General features: G+C 39.7%; 8 protein-coding genes and 2 pseudogenes. 7 read left to right on the top strand and 3 right to left on the bottom strand.

Going from position 1 to position 23147, the window contains the following annotated elements; translation table 11 throughout:
* From ABEW32_RS25965 to xerS, 7 genes and pseudogenes are all read left to right on the top strand, one after another.
* A partial coding sequence (locus ABEW32_RS25965) for an amino acid adenylation domain-containing protein (protein ID WP_430193152.1) occupies window positions 1–5253 on the top strand: 5253 nt, incomplete at its 5' end.
* A gap of 29 nt (window positions 5254–5282) precedes the next feature.
* On the top strand, window positions 5283–15392 hold the full coding sequence (locus ABEW32_RS25960) for a non-ribosomal peptide synthetase (RefSeq protein ID WP_430193150.1): 10110 nt from the start codon (window positions 5283–5285) through the stop codon (window positions 15390–15392).
* Window positions 15393–15415: 23 nt separating this feature from the next.
* Entirely contained in the window at window positions 15416–16138 is a 723-nt protein-coding gene (locus ABEW32_RS25955; protein ID WP_025721395.1) for a thioesterase II family protein, read from the top strand.
* A 201-nt stretch (window positions 16139–16339) separates the two neighbouring features.
* Window positions 16340–16543, top strand: a complete 204-nt coding sequence (locus ABEW32_RS25950) for a hypothetical protein (RefSeq protein ID WP_430193148.1) — start codon at window positions 16340–16342, stop codon at window positions 16541–16543.
* Window positions 16544–16875: 332 nt separating this feature from the next.
* Window positions 16876–18084, top strand: a pseudogene (locus ABEW32_RS25945) (IS5 family transposase); the annotation flags it as partial.
* Window positions 18085–18743: 659 nt separating this feature from the next.
* Window positions 18744–19634 (top strand): phosphotransferase enzyme family protein, encoded by an 891-nt coding sequence (locus tag ABEW32_RS25940; RefSeq protein WP_430193146.1) that lies wholly within the window; start codon window positions 18744–18746, stop codon window positions 19632–19634.
* 196 nt (window positions 19635–19830) lie between these two features.
* Complete coding sequence (gene xerS, locus ABEW32_RS25935; RefSeq protein ID WP_023988768.1) at window positions 19831–20901, top strand: tyrosine recombinase XerS; 1071 nt, start codon at window positions 19831–19833, stop codon at window positions 20899–20901.
* Window positions 20902–21336: 435 nt separating this feature from the next.
* Here xerS and bluB read toward each other — a convergent pair whose 3' ends face one another.
* The 3 genes and pseudogenes from bluB to ABEW32_RS25920 form a co-directional block, all read right to left on the bottom strand.
* On the bottom strand, window positions 21337–21972 hold the full coding sequence (gene bluB / locus ABEW32_RS25930; RefSeq protein WP_430193143.1) for a 5,6-dimethylbenzimidazole synthase: 636 nt from the start codon (window positions 21970–21972) through the stop codon (window positions 21337–21339).
* A gap of 386 nt (window positions 21973–22358) precedes the next feature.
* A pseudogene (locus ABEW32_RS25925) lies at window positions 22359–22478 on the bottom strand (hypothetical protein); the annotation flags it as partial.
* 357 nt (window positions 22479–22835) lie between these two features.
* On the bottom strand, window positions 22836–23135 hold the full coding sequence (locus ABEW32_RS25920; RefSeq protein ID WP_430193141.1) for a beta C-S lyase family protein: 300 nt from the start codon (window positions 23133–23135) through the stop codon (window positions 22836–22838).
* Window positions 23136–23147 lie beyond the last annotated feature (12 nt).

Below are 23147 nucleotides of genomic sequence, written 5' to 3'. Positions count from 1 at the left end.
CCTGACGGCAACCTAGAATATCTGGGCAGGATCGACCATCAGGTAAAGATAAGAGGCTACAGGATAGAACTGGGTGAAATAGAGAACCGGTTATTAAAGCATGAAACAATAAAAGAAGCGGTGGTATTGGACAAAGAAGGAGCTGACGGAAATAAGTATCTTTGTGCGTACGTCGTACCGGATCAAGAAATAACCGTACAGGGGATGAGGGAACACTTGTCAAAAGAGCTCCCGGACTACATGATCCCTTCTTACTTTATGCAGATGGAAAAGCTGCCATTGACCCCTAATGGAAAAATAGACAGGAAAGCATTGCCCGAGCCTGACGGAAGTATGAGTACGGGAACAGAATATGTAGCGCCGCGGAATGAAGTGGAAGAGAAACTGGTTGAAATATGGCAGGAAGTGCTTGGAGCAAAACAGGTAGGAATAAGGGACAACTTCTTTAAAATAGGCGGAGATTCTATACGTGCAATATCATTAGTCAGCACAATATGCAAAAAGTTGGATATAAACATCCAAATCAGGGATATATACATGAATCCTGATATTGAGAGATTGTCTGCATTCTTAAAAGTAAAAGATACGGAAGATTTTAACAGTAAGATGGGTAAAGCAAGGGAAGAACTGGAGTTATTTAAACAGCGAATATTGATGAATGAAACTCTCTCAGAAAAGTTACCTTCGGACATGGAAGATATATATCCGATGAGTCACATAGAGCTGGGTATGATTTATCATTCCAAAAAAGACTATGAAAATGCAGTTTATCATGACCAATTTGCATTTCATCTGAATGACAAAGACTTTGATTTCCCAGCATTTAAAGAAGCGATGCTTCTAATGACGTCAAAACATGATATTTTAAGGACGGTTTTTAATTTAGAGGATTTTGAAACTCCTGTGCAAATTGTTTACAAGGGCAGTAGTCTTGATATTGAGCAGATAGATATCATGAATTTTAGCAGGACAGGGCAGGTTGAGTATATAAACAAATATTTGGAAAATGACAGAGCGAATCCGTTTGATATATCAAAGCCCCTTTGGAGGATAAGAATATTCAAACTTGACGCAAACCATATTTGTCTGGTTTTGATATTCCACCATGCTATCCTGGATGGCTGGAGTGTTGCTTCATTGATTACGGAAGTTTCAAACCTATACTCTAAGCTTAAGCAAGAAAAAGATTATATACCAACACGGCTTAAATGCAGCTATAAAGATTATATAGCAGACCAAATGACAATTAAGGACAACCAGGAAGTAATTAATTATTGGAGAGAGGAATTAAGTGAATATAAAAGGTTGAATATGCCTGCAAATATTCATGGAAAAACAAAAAAATCTTATAAAGTAGACCATGTAACACGCCATTTAAGTCAGGAATTTTTAGGTGATTTAAGAAGTACTGCCAGAAGATATGATGTAAGCTTAAAGACACTTTGCTTTGCTGCATACACTTATATGCTCAATATGCTTTCATACGAGGATGACTTTGTCGTAGGTTTGGTAGAAAATAACAGACCTGTATGCGAAGATGGAGATAAGATGCTGGGGTGCTTCTTAAATACGGTTCCCGTCAAAATGTGTTTTGATAAAATCGATATATGGGAGGAATTGATAAAAGTTGCAGAAAAGAAATTAATAAGCTTAAAGCTTTATGGAAGACTGCCTTTATTTGAGATCATAAATATCCTGGGCGGAAAAGAAAACAAAGAGGAAAATCCTTTATTTGATACCATATTCAATTATGTGGATTTTCATATATATAACGAGATAATAAACAAAGAAATCGGTGATGTTAAAGATAGAATTTCAGTTGATGAATATGAAGCAACCAATACAAGTCTTGACTTTACAGTAAGTAATACATTCGATGATCTTAATATAAGCTTGATCTACTCGGACAAAGTATTGGAAAGAAAACAGGCAGAAGAGTGTATAGACTATTTTATTAATATTTTAAATATGTTTATCCATAACCCCAAAGGGTCAGTTGACAAGCTTATTATATTAAGTCATGAAGAAAGAAAGCAGTTGCTGATAGACTTTAATAATACTAAGAAAGACTATCCGCAGGACAAAACCATACATGAGCTGTTTGCTGAGCAGGTGGAAAGGACACCTGACAACATAGCTGTGGTATATGAAGACAAGCACTTGACTTACAGGGAATTGAACGGAAAGGCAAATCATTTGGCCAGAGTATTGAGGAACAAAGGGGTAAAGCCTGACCGTATTGTAGGAATTATGGCCGAACGTTCATTTGAGATGATTGTGGGGATATTTGCCATATTGAAAGCTGGAGGGGCGTATCTGCCGATAGATCCTAATTATCCTGATACAAGGATAAAGTATTTGTTGGACGATAGTGGTTCCCAGATCCTTTTGACCTCCAGGACCTTTATGGAAAATAAGCAGATTGATGCGGATATTATATATCTGGAGGAAGAATATTTAAATGAAGAGAACTCAAAGCTTGAAAATGTAAACAAACCCTCGGACCTTGCGTACGTCATTTATACATCAGGTTCGACAGGGAAGCCCAAAGGTGGAATGATTGAGCATACTAGCGTTGTAAACATAATTACAGCCCTCCAGGCCATGTATCCGCTTAAAGCGGAAGACGCTTTTCTATTTAAAACAACTTATACCTTTGACGTATCCGTAGCTGAGATATTTGGCTGGTTCCTCAACGGAGGAAAGCTTGTAATATCACGCCAAGGTGTGGAAAAGGAAGCTATGGAGTTAGTAGAGGTAATAAACAAGCATAAGATAACCCATGTAAACTTTGTACCATCAATGCTGAATATAATGGTGCATACTTTAAAAGATAATGGTATAAAACTGCCATCAACTCTCAGGTATATTTTTGCTGCTGGAGAAGCGCTGCCCAAAAAGCTTGTCCATGAGCTTTTCGATGTCTCAGAGAACACATCTCTGGAAAATATCTATGGGCCTACAGAGTCCACGATATATGCAGCGGGTTACAGTATAACAAAGAAAATAGCAGAAGAACTTATAACAGTACCTATAGGGAAAGCTTTACAGAATGTATACCTTTATATACTGGACAAGCACAACCAATTAACTCCTGTAGGAGTGGCCGGTGAACTTGTGATAGGTGGAAGCGGTCTTGCAAGGGGCTATTTGAATAGACCTGAACTGACAGCAGAAAAATTTGTACCTAACCCGTTTATTCCCGGCGAAAAAGTGTACCGCACAGGGGACTTAGTAAGGCGGCTTCCTGATGGGAACATCGAATTCATGGGCAGGATCGACCACCAGGTAAAGATAAGAGGCTTTAGAATAGAGCTTGGAGAAATTGAAGCACATCTGGTGAAGCACACTGCTATTAAGGAAGCAGTGGTTATTGCAAAGGAAGAGCAGCAAGGGAAGAAGTACCTGTGTGCATATATTGTAGGGGAAAATGAATTGACCATTTCCGAGCTAAGGGAGCATCTCTTAAACGAACTACCTGACTACATGGTACCAGCATATTTCATGCATCTGGAACAGATGCCATTTAATGCCAACGGTAAAATTGATCGGAAAGCATTGCCTGAACCACAGGGGAATATTAATACCGGAGTAGAGCATGTAGTTCCTAGAAACGAAAGAGAAGAAATACTGGCCAAAGTATGGGAAGACGTACTAAAAACTGAAAACATCGGGGTAAAAGATAATTTCTTCAGCCTTGGAGGAGACTCAATAAAAGCCATACAGGTAATGTCGCGTCTTAACGTCCATGGGCTAAAGCTTGAAATGCGGGACTTATTCAAACATCCTGTAATTGAGGAACTCGTCGAATATATACAATCTACAAGCCGAAGAATTCATCAAGGCCCGGTAGAAGGCATAGTACCGATAACACCTATACAAAGATGGTTGTATAAACAAGACAGCAAGGATATCCATCATTTTAATCAGGAAATAATGATATATGGGCGTAACGGATTTGAAGAAGCTATTATTCGAAAAGTATTGTCAAAGCTTGTAGAGCACCACGATATTTTTAGAACAGTGGTAAAAATAGAGGATCAAAATATACTCCAATACAACAAAAACTTTGAAGGTGAACATTTTTCATTGGAAATTGTAGACCTTAGGGACAGCTATAATTACCGGGAAAAAATAGAGCTGGAAGCGTCGAGGATTCAGAGGAGCATGGACTTGTATAACGGTCCTTTAGTTAAGGTTGGTCTGTTTAAGACTAAAGAAGGGGACCACCTGCTAATAGCTATTCACCACCTTGTAGTTGATGGGGTATCGTGGAGAATCATACTGGAAGATTTGGACATAGGATACAGACAGGCGCTAAACAATGATGAAATAAAATTCAGCAACAAGACCGACTCTTTCAAAGATTGGGCACAGAGGCTTGATGAGTATGCCAATAGCCCTGAACTATTAAAAGAAATAAATTACTGGACCAATTTGGAAAAAACTGAAACAATACCGCTTCCAAAAGACCGAGAGATTGAAGAAAGAAGGTATATGAATAACAATAGCGTCAAGATCGAGCTGAGTATTGAAGAGACTGAGAAGATGCTAAAGCGGGTAAACCATGCTTATAACACAGAAGTAAACGACATATTGCTTACCGCCTTGGGATTAGCAGTGAGGGAATGGACCGGAAATGATAAGGTTCTGATCAGTCTGGAGGGGCACGGCAGGGAGGAAATCATTAAAGACATTGACATAAGCAGGACCGTGGGATGGTTCACCACCCAGTATCCCGTGGTGTTAGATGTCAGCGGACAACTCGATATTTCCCGCATGATCAAATCGGTAAAAGAAAACATCAGGCAGATACCTAACAAAGGGATAGGTTACGGCATACTAAAATATCTTACCTTGCCGGAAAACAAAGCCGATTTAAACTTTAATCTACACCCTGAAATAAGCTTCAATTACCTCGGTCAATTCAACCAGGATAATGTAGACAATTTATTTGGAGTGTCTGATATTCCTGCCGGAGAGTCTACAGGACCAAACTATAAAAGTGAGTATTGTATTGATATTAACGGCGGAACTGTAGAAGGCGGGAAGCTGGAATTAAACTTTAGCTACAACCAGGGCGAGTATGAGAAGAGTACTATTGAAGGGGTAGCGGTGAGTTTTAAAAAGCATTTAGTAAACATAATAACCCATTGTGCAGAAATGGACTATTCAGAAGCTACACTCAGTGATTTTACAGTAGACGATCTGAATATGGATGAGTTTGAAGACGTATTGAATAACTTCGAATAAAAAGAGTTTGTATTTAAGGAGGAGTACTTATGAGTGATTTGAAGAAACAAAACATAAAAGATATGTACCGGCTCACTCCTATGCAGCAAGGGATATTGTACCACTATATGATGGATAAAAATTCAGACGCCTACTTTGAGCAGATATCACTTTCTATAAAAGGCATCCTGGACATTGATTGTGTTGAAAAGAGCGTTAATATCATTATTGAAAAGTATGACGCTTTGAGAACAATTTTTTTGTATGAAAATGTAGCCAAGCCCTTACAAGTAGTCATGAAGGAAAGAAAGCTGTCTGTCAGCTATGAGGATATTACCTCCCTTGCCGAAGAACTAAGGGATAGGTATATAGAAGAATACAGGGTTAAAGGCAGAAAAAAGGGCTTTGACTTATCAAGGGATATTTTAACAAGATTAAGTGTAATTAAAACAGGCTACCAATCTTATAACATGGTATGGAGCTTTCATCACATCATTATTGATGGGTGGAGTCTCGCAAATATATTTAGAGAATTTATGGAAAACTATGAAACCCTGATGAATAGCCGGGAGCCGGAGTCAGGAAAGGTATATCCTTACAGCCGCTATATCAAATGGTTGGAAGGCAGAAATCAGAACGAGGCCGCAGATTACTGGGAAACCTATCTTAAAGGTTACGAGCATCAGACAGTCCTTCCCCAAAACGGCAGGTCTGCAAGTGATGATTTCAGGATTGAAGAAACGGAGTTTAAAATATCTGAACAAATAACTAGCGATCTTGAGAAGTTTGCAGCCAAAAACAATACAACCATGAGTACCATTATAAAGACCATATGGGGGATATTATTACAGCGGTATAACAATACCGATGATGTGGTGTTTGGTGAGGTGGTATCGGGAAGGCCTCATGAAATACAGGGAATTGAGAGCATGGTGGGTTTATTTATAAATACCGTTGCAGTAAGGGTGAGTTGTGATGAGGATAAAACTTTTACCGAACTGATCAAAGAGATGCAGCAATCGGTGCTTGAATCTGACCGGTACAGTTTCTATCCTCTGGCGGATGTGCAGTCAAAAACATGCTTGAAAGATGCCTTGATACATCATGTCATGGCTTTTGAAAATTACCCTATGGATGAAGCGGTTAATGCTTCATCCAGTAATGGCATTTTAAATGTAGTTGGAATGGAAATATTCGAGCAGACGAATTATGATTTTGGGATACTCGTTGATGGCGGTAAGGAATTATCTATTAAATTCAGTTATAACTCACTGGTATATGATGGCAATTTCATAGAAAAAATCAAGGGACATTTTCAGTCGGTAATAGAAATTGTAACCGATAATCCCGATATGCATATTAGGAATATTGATATACTCACCGAAGTGGAAAAGAAAGAAATAGTACACTGCTTCAATAATACAACGGAGGAATACCACAGGGAAAAGACCATTCACCAACTATTTGAGGAACAAGCGGTGAAGACACCTGACAATGCGGCAGTGGTGTTTGAGGGTAAGCAGCTAACCTATAGTGAACTCAATGAGAAGTCAAATCAGCTTGCAAGAGTGTTGAGGGATAAGGGAGTTAAACCAGACAGCATAGTGGGTATTATGGTAGAACGCTCACTGGAGATGGTCATAGGTATATTTGGCATACTTAAAGCCGGAGGGGCATATATGCCTATAGATCCTGACTACCCTAAGGCAAGAATCGAATATTTACTCGAGGACAGCGAGATAGGGGTGCTGATTTCCCAAAAGCAATTCCTGGAGAAAGTGGAGTTTTACGGGAAGTATATAGACATAGAAGATGAAAGCCTTTATGCCGGAAACCCTATGAACCTGGAAGTGGTATGTTCACCGCAAAATTTGGCATATATCATTTATACATCTGGGTCTACAGGAAAACCTAAAGGGGTTATGGTAGAACATAAAGGGGTAGCAAATCTGGAGGCGTTTTTCAAGACCCGCTTAAATGTAAGTGAAAGCGATAGGATTATTCAATTTGCATCAATTTCATTCGACGCTGCAGTTTGGGAAATATTTATGGGACTATTGGCAGGAGCAACACTATATATATCTTCAAGCGATATTATCAATGACTATCGAAGATTTGAAGAATACCTAAATGAAAATGAGATAACTATTGCTACTTTACCACCTCCGTATCTGGCAAATCTGGACCCGGAAAAAGTAACTTCCTTAAAGAAGGTAATTGCAGCAGGTTCGGCTTCCACTCCCGAACTTTTAAAGAAATGGAGCAACAGGATTTCATATATAAATGCTTATGGACCTACTGAGACAACCGTATGTGCAACGGTATGGAAAGCAGATGATTGTGAGACGGCCGATAAGTCGGTACCTATTGGTAAACCTATTACCAATACCCGGGTGTTTATAGTTGATGAAAACAATAATCTTAAGCCCATAGGTGTTGAGGGTGAACTCTGTGTTTCCGGGGCAGGATTGGCGAGAGGATACTTGAAAAAACCGGAACTTACCAGGGAAAAGTTTGTACCGAACCCATTTATGCCTGGAGAACTGATGTATAAAACAGGAGATCTTGCAAAGTGGCTTCCTGACGGGAATATTGCATTTGCCGGCAGAAAAGACCACCAGGTTAAAATAAGAGGGTATAGAATCGAGCTTGAGGAAATAGAAGCAGCCCTTTTGAAGCATGCTGATATAAATGAGGCGGTGGTCATTGACCGGGAGGATTCAAGTGTAGGCAGGTATCTTTGCGCTTATATAGTGTCTGACCGAGAAGTGACAGTGACCGAAATAAGGGAGCTTATATCTAAAGAGCTGCCCGATTATATGATTCCATCCTATTTTATGAGGATAGCAAAAGTACCGTTAACCATAAATGGAAAATTGGACAGAAAGGCGCTGCCGCTGCCTGATGGAAGAATAAATACAGGAACAGAGTATGCAGCGCCTTCAGGTGAAGTGGAGGAAAGGCTTGCGCTGCTGTGGCAGGACATCCTTGGAATAGAGAAGGTAGGAAGAAATGATAACTTCTTTATGCTCGGAGGACACTCGTTAAAGGCAACAAGCCTTGTAGCAAGAATTCACAAAGAGTTCAATGTAGACATACCTCTTAAGGAAATATTCAAGACACCAACCATCTTAGAAATTGCCAGCTACATTGAAGACTCAAAGGAGAGCCTATATCAGTCCATTCAACGTGCTGGGGATATGGAATATTATCCCATGTCATCCGCCCAGAAAAGACTATATATATTAAACCAGCTTGAAGGAGCTGGAATCGCCTACAATATACCTGGCATAATATTGCTGGAAGGTACTGTTGATAAAGCACGTTTTGAGCAGGCTTTTCATAGTCTGATAGAAAGGCATGAGAGCTTTCGAACCTCCTTCCATATGATCGAGGAAGAGCTGTCTCAGAAAGTCCATGACAAGGCGGACCTAAGTATCATGTACCTGGAAACCAGTGAAGAGAAGGTTCCCGAAATAGTGGAGAAATTCATAAGGCCCTTTGACCTTGGAAAGGCTCCACTATTAAGAGTTGGACTTGTAAAGATTGGAGAAGCCAGACATATTATGGTGTTTGACATGCATCATATCATATCGGATGGAGTGTCCAACGACATACTGGTAAGAGAGTTTATAAGCTTATATGAAGGGAAAATACTTCCTCCACTGCGTATACAGTACAAGGACTACTCAGTTTGGCAGAGGGAATTGTTTGCAGGAGCTGCCATAAGTAAGCAGGAGGAATTCTGGCTCCAGACCTTTCAGGGAGAGATCCCTGTGCTGGATTTATCCACCGACTACCCAAGACCCGCAGTACAAAGCTTTGAAGGAGACTACATCAGCTTTGAAGCTGATAGCGAGCTTGCGGTTAGACTTAACAAGCTTGGATCAGACAATGGAGCTACATTATATATGACGCTTCTTGCTGCATACAATGTGCTGTTATCTAGATACACTGGACAGGAAGATATTATTGTGGGAAGTCCTATAGCTGGAAGGCCTCATGCTGACCTTCAAGACATCATAGGTATGTTTGTAAACACTCTGGCCATGAGAAACCACCCGCAAGGAGAAAAGACTTTTATTGAATTCTTGAAAGAAGTTAAAGAAAATGCTTTGAAAGCATACGACAATCAGGACTATCAGTTTGAAGAATTAGTGGATAAGCTGGACATAAGGAGGGATATGAGCAGGAATCCCCTCTTTGATACCATGTTTGCCATATACAATGTTGGAAAAGCAGAGCTCATAACGTCTGATCTAAGCTTCAAGCCGTACAACAAAGGGATAGAAGGCAGAATATCAAAATTTGACATCACCTTAAATGCATTTGAGACTGAGGATGGTATAGCCTTTGAACTCGAATACTGTACAAGACTGTTTAAGAAAGAAACAGTTGAAAGACTTGGGGCTCATTACATCAATTTGCTGGAAGAAATTGCAGCATACCCCGAAAAAAGGCTTTATGAAATCGAAATGTTATCACAGGAAGAAAAACAGCAAGTATTATACAGCTTTAACGATACTGCTCTCGAATATCCCCTGGATAAAACCATACACCAAATGTTTGAGGAGCAAGTGAAAAAGACTCCTGATCATATTGCAGTGGTTTTTGAAGGTAAACAATTAACCTACCGAGAACTGAATCAAAAGGCAAACCAATTGGCCAGGGCATTAAGAGAAAAGGGAGTAAAGCCTGATGATATTGTAGGCATAATGGTGGACCGCTCGCCTGAAATGGTTATAGGTATAATGTCAGTAATCAAGGCTGGGGGGGCGTACCTTCCTGTAGATCCTAATTATCCATTGGAAAGAAAAAGGTATATGATGGAGGACAGCAAGGCCAAAATTTTACTCACCCAAAATCATCTTATGGATCGTGATGATTTCGATGGTGAGATTATTGATTTATCTGATTATGATTATAATTTTATAAACGATGTGAATATAAAATGTATAAATAAGCCTGGTGATACAGCGTACATCATCTATACCTCTGGCTCAACGGGAAACCCTAAAGGTGTTTGCATTGATAATAAGAGTGTATTAAACCTGGTAGAGGGTCTGTTCGAGAGAATATATAACAAATATGAATCACCGTTGAATGTTTGCCTCATTGCCCCTTATGTTTTTGATGCTTCGGTGCAGCAGATTTTCGCAGCACTGCTAATGGGGCATGCATTGTACATTGTACCGGAGGAAGCAAGGAAAGACGGTAAAAAGCTGCTGGACTTCTATAGTGAAAATAGGATTGATATTTCGGATGGAACGCCCATACACGTAAATATGATGTTAAATTCTCCTCCTATAGATAATAACCTAAAAGTGAGACATTTTATTATAGGCGGAGATGTTCTTCCATTTGATGCAGTAAAAGACTTCCTAAGCAGATTTGAGGATGTGCAACCTTGCATCACAAATGTTTATGGTCCTACCGAATGCTGTGTGGATTCTACGGAATATTTGATTACTGCGGCGGGGCTTAGTAGATTGGATAATATCCCCATAGGCCGTCCTTTGCCAAACACCAGAGCATTCATACTTGGTAAGAAATTAGAAGTAAATCCTATAGGTATCGCTGGGGAATTATATATATCTGGGGATGGTCTTGCCAAAGGCTATTTAAACAAGACGGGGCTTACTGCAGAAAGATTTGTATCTAACCCGTTTATAAAGGGAGAAAGAATGTATCGTACTGGGGACTTGGCAAGATGGCTGCCTGACGGGAATATAGAATTTTTAGGCAGGATGGACCACCAGGTAAAGATAAGGGGATTTAGAATAGAACTTGGAGAAATAGAGGCTCAGCTATTAAGACATGCTTCAATAAAAGAAGCTGTGGTTATTGTAAAGGAAGACCAACAGAAGAACAAGGATCTGTGTGCATATTTCGTTGGGGAAAATGAACTGACAATAACTGAACTAAGGGAATGCCTTTCAAAAGAATTGCCCGAGTATATGATCCCGGCATACTTCATGCAGCTGGATGAAATGCCTTTGACAGCCAATGGTAAGATAGACCGGAAGAACTTGCCCCACCCTGCTGCTCATTTAAATACTGGAGTAGAGTATGAAGCACCTTCAGGTGAAGTGGAAGAGAAGCTTGTACAATTGTGGCAGGATATCCTGGGGGTTGAGAAAATAGGGAGAAATGATAATTTCTTTGTGCTTGGGGGGCACTCATTAAAAGCAATAAACTTTGCAGCCAAAATTCACAAAGAGTTCAATGTAAATATATCTCTTAAGGAGATATTCAAGCTGCCGACAATTGCAGAAATTGCCAAGTACATCCAGGAAGCCCAAGAGAGTATTTATCAATCTATCCAGCCCACTGGAGAAATGGAATACTATCCTATGTCGTCTTCCCAAAGAAGGCTGTATATATTAAATCAGCTTGAAGGAGCAAGGGTGGCATACAATATGCCAGAGTTTATGTTGTTAGAAGGCAGTATTGATATAGAACGTTTTGAGAAAGCCTTAGATCAGCTGGTAAAAAGGCATGAGGCTTTCCGGACCTCCTTCCATATGGTAGATGGTGAACCGGTGCAGAAGGTCCATGATGAGGTGGAATTTAGTATCATGTACATGGAAACCGGCGAAGAAAAAGCCTCAGAAGCAGCAAATGAATTCATAAGGCCATTTGACCTTGGCAAGGCTCCTTTACTAAGAGCAGGGCTCGTAAAAATTAGAGAAGACAGGCATGTCATGATGCTTGATAAACACCATATCATATCTGACGGGGTGTCGGATGAAATACTGGTAAGAGAATTCATAAGCTTGTATGAAGGAATGAATCTTCCAGCACTTCAGATTCAGTACAAGGACTATTCCGTATGGCAGAATAAATTGTTTGCTGACGGCACAATCAGTAAACAAGAAGAATACTGGCTCCAGGCATTTAGGGGAGAAATACCAGTACTTGATATGCCGTTAGACTACCCAAGGCCGGCTATACAGAGTTTTGAAGGCGATATGGTCAGTTTTGAAACAGGCCGGGAACTTGCACATAAACTGAACAAGCTTGCCGTGGATCATGGAGCAACACTGTATATGGTGCTTCTAGCTTCATACAATGTGCTTCTTTTCAAATACACCGGACAGGAAGATGTCGTAATTGGAAGCCCTATAGCAGGAAGGCCACATACAGATTTGCAGGACATCATAGGCATGTTTGTCAATACCCTAGCTATGAGGAATTACCCTCAAGGTAAAAAGAATTTCAGCGAGTTTTTGATGGTAGTAAAAGAAAACGCTCTACTGGCTTATGAAAACCAGGATTACCCATTTGAGGAACTTGTGGAGAAGCTTAGCATTAAGCGGGATTTGAGCAGAAATCCGCTGTTTGATACTATGTTTGTCTTGCAAAATAAAGAGGCATCAGAATTTAAGATGAATGGGCTAAGGTTCATGCCCTATGATAATGAGTTCAGGGCGTCCAAATTTGATTTGACCCTAAACGCCCAAGAGACCCAGAATAATATTGTATTTGGGTTAAAGTATGCTACTCGTCTGTTTAAGAAAGAGACAATAGAAAAACTTGGGGTCCATTTCATCAATGTACTGGAAGAGATCACAGCTTACCCCGAAAAGATGCTGTCCGAAATAAATATACTATCTCAGGATGAAAAACAGCAAATACTAAATAGTTTTAATGATACAAAGGCAGAATACCCTAGGGATAAGACTCTACATGAGCTGTTCCAAGACCAAGTGGAAAGGACACCTGATAATGTAGCTGTAGTGTTTGAGGACAAGCAATTAACCTACAGGCAGCTCAATGAAAAGGCAAATCAGCTTGCCAGAGCACTTAGAAGTAATGGTGTAAAGCAAAACAGCATAGTTGGAATAATGGTAGAAAGATCCGTAGATATGCAGGTTGGAATACTGGGAATATTAAAAGCAGGAGGTGTCTATTTACCAATTTCAACCAAACTTCCTGAACTAAGAATAAAAAAATTACTGGAAGATAGTAATGCAACTATGCTGTTGACGCAATCACATTTAGCGGATAAAGCAGAGTTTTACGGTAATATATTACTGCTTGATTCCCCTGAAATATACATTGGAAGTGCTGAAAACCTTGATAAAATAAATAAACCAGAGGACTTAGCTTATATCATTTATACATCGGGATCTACTGGAGTTCCGAAGGGTTCAATGATAGAGCATCGAAGTGTAGTTAACTTGGTTTATGGACTAAGAAAGCTTGTCTATGAAAATTATGATAATTATTTAAATGTTGCCCTTGTGTCCCCTTACTTTTTTGACGCATCTGTAAAACAAATATTTGCGGCTTCTCTCCTTGGCCATACGCTGTTTATAGTTCCTGAGGATACAAGGCTAGATGGTGAGGGCCTTCTAAAGTACTATAACAGGAATTCAATTGCTGTTTCAGACGGAACACCAGCACATATAAAGCTTTTAACAGATACTGCCAGGTCTGGAGAAAGTCTTTCAGTTATGAAGTTTATTATCGGAGGGGAAGAACTTTCATGTAAAGGTATACAAGGTTTCTATGATCGGTTTAAAGATAATAACCCTACTATAACAAACGTTTATGGTCCAACAGAATGCTGCGTAGATTCAACTTATTACCATTTAAGCCGTGAGAAGGTGAGAAATCTAACAAGTATACCTATAGGTATGCCATTGCAGAATTATAAGATATATATACTTAATGAAGACATGAATATCTTACCGGTTAATACAACTGGTGAAATATATATATCTGGAGATGGGCTGGCAAAAGGCTATTTGAACAAACTTGAATTGACTACGGAAAAATTTGTAGCTAATCCTTTCAGCTCTGGAGAAAGAATGTATCGTACCGGTGATCTTGGAAGGTGGCTTCCTGACGGAAACATCGAATTTATAGGCAGAGTAGACCATCAGGTAAAGATTAGGGGCTTTAGGATAGAGCTTGGGGAAATAGAAGTGCAGCTATTAAAGCATCCTTCAATAAAAGAAGCTGCGGTAATTGCAAAGACAGACCAGGAGGGCAACAAGTATTTGTGTGCTTATATAGCAGGGGAAAGTGAATCTACAATATCAGATTTAAGGGCGCTTCTCTTAAAAGAACTTCCCGATTACATGATACCACAATACTTTGTTCAGCTGGAAAAGCTGCCTTTGACAGCCAATGGCAAAATAGATCGGAATAATTTACCTCAAAATGACGGTACTTTAGCTACATCAGTAGAGTATGTAGAGCCTTGCGGTGAAGTTGAGGAGAAGCTTGCACTGCTGTGGCATGATGCCCTTGGAGTACAAAAAATTGGTGTGAATGATAACTTCTTTGAACTGGGAGGATACTCACTGAAGGCAATATCCCTTATAAGCAGAATTTATGAACAGTTAAATGTTGAGGTACCACTAAAAGACTTTTATATGGCCCCAACCATAAAGGAAATTGCCCGTTTTATACACAATACGTACGCCAATGATTATATTACACCAAGTCCGGCAATTCATTTTAATTCAGCAATGGAGAGTCTTATGTTTGCATTCCCTCCAGGAGGAGGAAATGGAATAGCTTATGGTAGTTTATCAAAACAAATGAATGCTTATTCCATATATTCCTTTGACTTTATAGAAAATGAGAGCAGGATGGAGGAGTATGTGAAGGCAATTACTTCTGTCAAACCCGAGGGCCCATATATTCTATTTGGTTACTCGGCAGGAGGTAATCTGGCATTTGAAGTTGCTAAAGTATTAATTGAAACTGGACATCATGTATCCGATATAATCTTTCTGGATTCGGCTAAATCATTTGTCCTTATTGAGGAAGAAAGCGAAGATGCTAAGAAACTTGCTGAGCAACAGGATAAAGAATTTATAGAAGAAAATGAGAAACTTATAAAAGGCATGTTTGGAGATAACCAGGCAGTTATTGAAAAGGCCATTGAAAGAATGAGAAATTATCATAAATACACTAGAAGTGTTATAAACTCGGGACAGATAAACTCCAATATCCATCTTATTATATCACAGCAGCAAGACAATGAAGGTGAAGCTGATTTATGTGAAGGATGGAGAGAGGCAACAACGGGAGAGTTCAAAGTATATAACGGATTTGGCAGTCATTTTGATATGTTAAGTACAGGATATATAGATAAAAATGCGGCTATTATTAAAGAAATATTGGAAGAGATCAACCAATAGTTCAGATATAAGGGGTAGATATAATGGATAAGATTAAATTGTTTTGTCTGCCGTATGCAGGAGGTTCTGCAGCAGTATATAAATATTGGGAACAATACTTGCATGATAGGATTGAGCTTTTCCCGATTGAGCTTGCGGGAAGAGGCAGCAGGATTGGTGAACCGTTTTACGGAAGTGTTGAGGAAGCGCTTGAAGATATACACCGTATTATCATAAGCAACCTTGAAGAACAACCTTATGCGTTGTTTGGCCACAGTATGGGCAGTGTACTTGTATATGAACTTGCCTATAGAATAAAGGAGCTCGGACATCCATATCCTGTCCATATGTTTATTTCCGGCAGATATCCTCCGGGTTTTGTAAGTAAGAAGAAGGTACTCTATGATTTGCCGGATAAGGAGTTTGTGGATGAGGTATTTAAGCTGGGAGGCACTCCCAAAGAGGTTCTGAAAAGCAATGAATTAATGGAGTTGTTTTTACCGATACTCAGAGCGGATTTTAGAATTACTGACACATACAGGCACATTGAAAAAAACGCTAAGCTTGACTGCGATATAAGTGTATTGTGGGGAAAAAGAGAAAAGGGAGCCACTATTTTTGACGTTGCAAAATGGCATGATTATACGTCCAAAAGTTGTAAAATTCATATGTTTGACGGGGATCATTTTTTTATACACGATTACAAAAAGGATGTAGCAGCAATAATAAATAGTAGTCTCATCGACTTTGCAGACAATGGTATGTGAAGACTGAAGTTTATTTAAAATTTAATATGAAATCAAGAGGCTAAGTTTTTAGGTTGACTTTAATGACCTGTAGACTTAGCCTCTTTCCAGTCTAATCAAAAATTTCAAGAAAGTAGAACCTACGTCCTATTGGAATTATTTTCATGTTTCTGTATTACGACGAAAGCAGCGCTCCATTCCTATACGCTATCCCAACGGTACATGCTTAAAGACACATCGGTGAAAATCCTGGAAATTGCGCCGCCAGGGGTTCAAACGTATTTCAATAACGATCCGAGCTCTATGCTACTAGCATCATTCATTGATGAAACGATGAAGGTACTTGGTACGGATGCGGACGAGGTTCTAGTGGAAGAAGCGAAAGTATTTCGAAACAACCCGGGCCCGAACGAAGGTATTTTGTGAACCAGTTAAACAATATGATGTTTGAGCCGCCAAAGGGTCATTAATCCGTTTAATACTTAGCGTATATTTTCGTTAATTATCTCAACTCGCTTTTAGAAAATCCTTGATTATCAAGGGCGTGTACATCGAAGACATGTAAACAACGTATTCGCCTTGACAATGAGCCTCGCGGCATCGGAGTCTAAACACGTGCGCCGATGCCCATAGGACACGGTTTACCTAGGGCTTGCTGAACGAATCAAAACTCCAACAGGCACAAGGGTTTAGGGCCTCTTATGTCGAAGGAAAACGGGGCAGCCCCGTGAAAAACCGTGCACTTGGAGGCGTCAGGATTGTATCAGCGAACCGAGAACCAGATGAACCTGCCCGTCGACTTTTTTCTGCCGTTCGGCGGAAAGCTCGCAGAAGATAACCGCTGGGTGCTGCTGGCCCAGATGATTCCGTGGTGGATGCTCGAAGAGAAGTATGCGAAAAACTTCAAGAAAAGCCTCAAGGGCCAAAAAAGCCGTTTCGATCCGTATCGCGCTCGGCGCACTCATCATCCAGGAGCGGCTTGGCACCGATGATCGGGAGACACTTCGTCAGATTCTGGAGAACCCGTATCTGCAGTACTTCCTCGGTCTGCCGGAATATCGGTACCGCCGTCCGTTTCATCATTCTCTCATGACGCATTTCCGCAAGCGATTGGGTGGTGAAATTCTGGATGAAGTGAATGAATGGATCGCTCTGGAAGAAGCGCGCAAGTGTCGGATGATTCATCGGACGACGATGAACCTGGCAGCGGAACTGACGCAGCGTCCGGTAAGCCTTCAGAAACGCAGCCACAGCAGATGGAACTGACGAACGAGGGCGAACTGCTGCTGGACGCTACCTGCGCGCCGGCGGATATCGCCTACCCGACGGATTTGTCGTTACTGAATCAGGCCAGAGAAAAGCTGGAGAAGATCATCGACATCCTGCACGAACCGGAACGTGGAAAGACCCGCAAGCCCAGAACATACCGAGAGCGTGCCCGCAAAGCCTATCTGGCGGTTGCCAAGCAGCGGCGCGTGAAGCCGCGAGCGATACGAAAAGCGATCGGCAAGCAGCTCAGGTTCGTTTCCCGTGATCTGCGCATGATCGCCGAACTCGCCGATATGACGAGCGGCCTGCCGCGGCGTTTGTACAAGGAACTCCTGGTCATTCAAGAGCTTTATCGTCAGCAGCAAACGATGTATGACAAGCGGACACACAGCATATCGGATCGGATTGTCAGTATCGCACAGCCACATGTCAGACCGATCGTGCGCGGCAAAGCCAGGGCAAACGTCGAGTTCGGAGAGAAGCTGGCGATTAGCGTGGTGAACGGCTACGCTTTCCGCGAGCATCTGTCGTGGGATAGCTACAACGAAGGGCAGACATTGCAGGACGCCGTAGAGCGTTACCGCGCCAGATTTGGTTATTATCCCAAAGCGGTGCTGGCCGACCAGATCTATCGAACCCGCGACAACTTGCGCTTCTGCAAAGAGGGAATTCGCTTAAGCGGACCGCAGTTGGGTCGTATTAATAATGGTTTCGCATTTTCAATAACCTTAGATATAGTCGAGCTATTTCATAACTACACTCACCTAAAATCACTTTGCGATGATTCGCTGCTCTCATCAGTTGGAGTAACTACAGACAATCTCTTTGTATTAGCAAAGTTAACATCAATTAAAGACTTTATGAGATTATTAATAAATTTACGCCGACCAATCGGAATTATTGGTTCGATTTCAACTTTACGGGAATACGGGTTTCTCAGTTATGAATATGTTAATTCAATGGACATTACGATATATCCGATTAAAAGTGAAACAAGCAATTTTTGGAACACAATTCCAGAAAATCCAATTAACCAGTGTGCAAATCATTTAAGATTATATATTGATGGTGATGGTTATATTTATCCTTGCTATGGACTAGTGGGGCTGAGAGAGTTTTCTTTGGGTAACATTAAAGATGGTTTTGAGAATTCAACTTTTGTAACAGATAATTACGATTTAGATTTATCAGAGTTAAAGAGAAATGGACCGAAGCTACATGAAAGTACAAATCAGCTACAACGAGTATCAACACTTCCTTGGATTTGTGAACGTCATAGAATGGAGTTGTTAATGGATTGAAGTATCATTCAAATACTCAAACATTGTTATTTCACCTTGATTCTATATTTCCACACATGAAAATTCAAGAATTACTCCCACTATCATTAAATAGAAGTTATGTATATAAAGCCATCACAGCGCGTGAAGATTTTCTTTTGAAGATTCTTCCTATCAACTCTTTGGATAGATTACAACGTGAATATCTTGCTATACAAACACTATTTCGCGAAGGAGCTCCCGTACCACGTCCCCTCAAAGAAGAGAATAATATAATACAAATTAATGAAGTGGCATTTATGGCAAGGGCTTATGAGTTTGTTGAAGGTCATGCACTACAAATTAATAAATCCAATTTCTTCTCACTAGACACTTCAATTGGTCATATACACAATATTTGGGATAAGATGAAGAAGCCGAGTTGGCTCCGAGATATTACAATTAATGAGTTACTATATAACTCATTGGACGCAATAAGAAATTCTTACAATGATTGTGAAAGTCTCTTATTGACTGAACGACTAACAAGCACAATAGCTGTAATATTAGAAAAGTATAACGATGAATCTTTATTTGGATGCTCACATGGGTATGCACACCACTTAAATGCAATACAAACAACTCTTGGACAAACTGTGATAATCGATTTTGAAGATGTTGGTTGGCAGTGGAGAATATATGATCTAGCGACTGCAATCTGGGGCATTTTTGGGAGAGGGGGGACCCCTGAAATTTGGAAAGAGCTTATTTCAGGGTACTCCTCTATACGCTTTTTAAACCAGGAGGAGGAAGGCCTAATACGTTTCTTAATTTTTGCCCGTCATTTATGGTGGCTAGGCTTACATGCTAAGAACTGGAATATGTGGGCGCGACAATATTCAAAAAAACATTTTTTCGAGTCAGGGATTAATTTGTTAATAGCCATAAGCAAAGATGTTTGTGGACTTAAGGTGCTGGGTGGTCTCTAACAGTACATTCTCTTAGGTATTCGTTTGCAACGCGACATCATAAGGAAAATAATAATGTACCTAAACCAAGGAAGAGACCAGTTTAATTACTTGGAAGTATTTCGACCTACTGTGACCTCATTTGATAATTACGTAAAATATAATTTTGACGAATATTTATAACTGAAGTATAATAATTTACGGAGGTTATACATATATGGATAAACAAATGAAAATGCATTACATGAATCGAATCGATGAAAAATTGTCTGATCTTCCGTGGTTTATTACGGAATTTATTGATAGTAGAAAACGAAAACTTTCTCCCACAACGCTTCTGAACTATTGCCATGACTATATTATTTTTTTTGATTGGTTAGTTGCAGAAAATTTTACTGAAGATAGCCGTAAAAACATTAAATTAGCTACTTTGGAGAAACTAACGATTCGTGAAGTGGAAAATTTCCTATCTTTTTTGGAGTATCAACTAGGCAATGCCAAGCTAACCATCAACCGTAAATTGTCCTCACTAAAATCCTTATTTGATTACTTACAGAACAAAGCTGAAACAAATGACTTAAAACCATATATCCAGCGCAATGTTATGGCCAAAATGGATTTAAACGTGATTAAAGAAAGCCAAGAAACCATTGCCAATCGTATTGATGGGAAAATTCTTAGAGAAGACGATTTTGAGTCATTTAGGCAGTTTATAGCTCATGATTTCGGAGAAATCAATAAAGAGAATAAACGTATTTTCAATTTCCATCAATTTAACCGTGAACGAGATACAGCTATTGTTTCCCTCATTTTAGGTTCTGGTCTTAGGCTCTCTGAGGTAGCAGGTATTAACATTGAAGATTTAGATATGAACAAAGCTTTGGTGCGTGTTATACGAAAAGGCAATAAAGAACAATACGTGTATTTCAGCAAGCAAGCGTTACTAGATTTAGAAAATTATCTGCAGATTAGAGAATCCAGATATATCCCAGAAAAAAACGAAAGCTTTTTGTTTATTGCAGCTTCCATAGGTCGTAAAGGAAAAAGCCGACGTTTAACGCAGCGATCTATTGAAAAACTAATCGAAAAGTATGCTTCAGCTTTTGGAAAACCAGCATTAACCGTGCATTCTCTAAGACATTCATTTGCAACGCGCTATCATTTAGAGAACAATGATGTGCCTAGATTGAAAAACCAATTAGGACATTCCTCAATACAAACAACCATGATCTATACACATTTAACAGATGAGGAAATGAGGAAGGCAGTCAATAATATGGATAAGTAATGTAGAGCGCGTCAAGTAAGTGACACTAAATTGCCTACCTGACTGGGAGAATGACACAAAGTTACCTACTTGACTGGGTGAGTGATACAAAGTTACCTACTTAGCTTGATAAATAAAAAAAATTACCTCATTCGCTTGAAGAAAAAGAACTAAGTCACTCAAAAGTATGATTTAACTACTAAAGTAGGGAACTTTGTGTCATTTTAGTAGGGGATTTTGTGTCAATGTACAGTACAAGAATTTACAAAAATCCAAGTGAGTTTTTGTCATCCGACATTAACATATTCACAAAACCCGTATTTTGTACATATGTTAGATGAAAAATGTCTGAGGACAACACTGTTCCATTCTACATTTAAAAATTTGACACAAGCTTATGAAACAATCGTTTCTGTGAACATCATATCCAAAAAAGGGAATTTACTTATATTTCAATCATTCCCAAGCATTAAGGTGTATTAGATTATTTAGATTTCGACGTCTCTCCCAATTTACTTGCTCTAGGATTGGTTTTGTAGGATAAAAATCCGTATAACCTAATGAAACCAAAGCAATAGGATCAATATGTGGTGGAATATTTAGTATTTCCCGTACGTCTGTTTTCTTGTAAAAGCTAACCCACCCCATAGCTATTCCTTCTGCATAAGACGCCAACCACATATTTTGGATACAACAGGCCACGGATAGAATATCTGTTTCAGGAATAGAGTTTCGCCCAATTACATGCCCGCCACCTCTTGTGGGATCACATGTTATACAGATCGTTATAGGTGCTTCCCTTATACCCTCTAATTTTAGCGAGAGAAATCTTGTCTTTTTTTCGTCTTCATAGTGTATGGACAAGGCTTGTATTTCTTTATGACATGCATGCGCCAATCGTTCTTTAACTTCTTGAGAGTCAATTACAATAAAATCCCAAGGTTGCATAAAACCAACGGAAGGTGCATGATGACCAGCCATTAATATGTTGTTTAACTTATCTTTGGATATGGGTTTTCCATTAAATGATCGAATATCTCTCCTTTCAAAAATGGCTTTAAATATTCCTTTTCTTTCATTATCATTTAACAATTTAATTCCTCCCTTAAAACAAAAATACCCAGAATGCGCCGGTACTCAGATTATTATGACAGGGTTCCAGGTTCAAGTTTACATTGAAGTTGGTATTTTTATGATATAACTCTAATATTGTTTATGCTTGAAATCAATATTATCGCTTGCAGTTCATTATCAATCCGTAGTCTAAACTGCCTGACCCTCAAAGCAACGAACTACGATCACAAAACTATAAACTTTTCACAGACTGATTCAATTGAACAACCCCACATAAACTATCTGGGACTTCAAAGCCTGGCTAACCTGTCCCAATACATGAGGTTCTGAAATATGTATTCATCGCTTGCTGCACATCAAATTATAATAGTCCAAATACTTGCTCCATATAATCAGCGATTCTGCAAATACTTGGCATTGTCAAGAACTCTTTCTATATAGGTTACAAAATCTGGTTGTAGCGCTTCTCCAAGTGCTACAGCTTTTGATGCAATGACATTCATAAGTGGGATCCCCTTGTATCCCTGGGATCAACACCATAAGAAACAAAATTATAAAAAAGTTATAGGAAACCATTATGATATCACTTTGGGACTGCAAACCGGCAGCGGTAAGACTCTGGTTAGAAAGGTAACACCAAGAAAGAGATTTTCGAAACGTGTTACGATTTCGCTGGCATTGGCGGCATACAGATAATCCGCCCCCAATGCCAGAATTAGATTGTATTGTTCCTCACGCGACGCTTTGCCCTCTCAATGCACGATAATAGCTCCACTTTTGCAAACACCATAAAATCGACGCCAACTTCATTAAGTGATCGTGCTACTTTATCCAAGATTCCTATTCGACTCGTGAAGAAGTATCTGGTAACCATTATTATATCAATCGTTCACTCTTTGATATGCCTGAATCCCAAGCTTCAAGCGCTGCAATCCATCAGTTAGTCGTTTTTTAGGACAGGCGTAGTTCAATCGAATGAATTCGTGCCCATTGCCGCCATAAATGGCGCCCTCCGAGACATACAGCCCCGTTTCTTTTCTTATGAATTTACACAGTTGACTTACATTAGGAGTTATGTTCCGGCAATCAATCCAAGCCAAATAAGTCGCTTCCGAATGGATAATTCGGAGCTTTGGCAGTTCACTAGCCAGATAATGTTCGAGATATTGCTTGTTCGCCATGAGATATTCCAA

This window comes from Paenibacillus jamilae, from assembly GCF_050482105.1.
GTDB classification, from domain to species: domain Bacteria; phylum Bacillota; class Bacilli; order Paenibacillales; family Paenibacillaceae; genus Paenibacillus; species Paenibacillus jamilae_B.
The sequence above is the reverse complement of the archived record's forward strand: the minus strand, read 5'-3'. Positions and strand labels throughout refer to the sequence as shown.

Coding starts and splice junctions, on each gene's coding strand:
- ABEW32_RS25940 (WP_430193146.1), top strand. CDS start 18,744: ATGAAAATTCAAGAATTACTCCCACTATCATTAAATAGAAGTTATGTA.
- ABEW32_RS25960 (WP_430193150.1), top strand. CDS start 5,283: ATGAGTGATTTGAAGAAACAAAACATAAAAGATATGTACCGGCTCACT.
- ABEW32_RS25920 (WP_430193141.1), bottom strand. CDS start 23,135: ATGGCGAACAAGCAATATCTCGAACATTATCTGGCTAGTGAACTGCCA.
- ABEW32_RS25955 (WP_025721395.1), top strand. CDS start 15,416: ATGGATAAGATTAAATTGTTTTGTCTGCCGTATGCAGGAGGTTCTGCA.
- xerS (WP_023988768.1), top strand. CDS start 19,831: ATGGATAAACAAATGAAAATGCATTACATGAATCGAATCGATGAAAAA.
- ABEW32_RS25950 (WP_430193148.1), top strand. CDS start 16,340: ATGCTTAAAGACACATCGGTGAAAATCCTGGAAATTGCGCCGCCAGGG.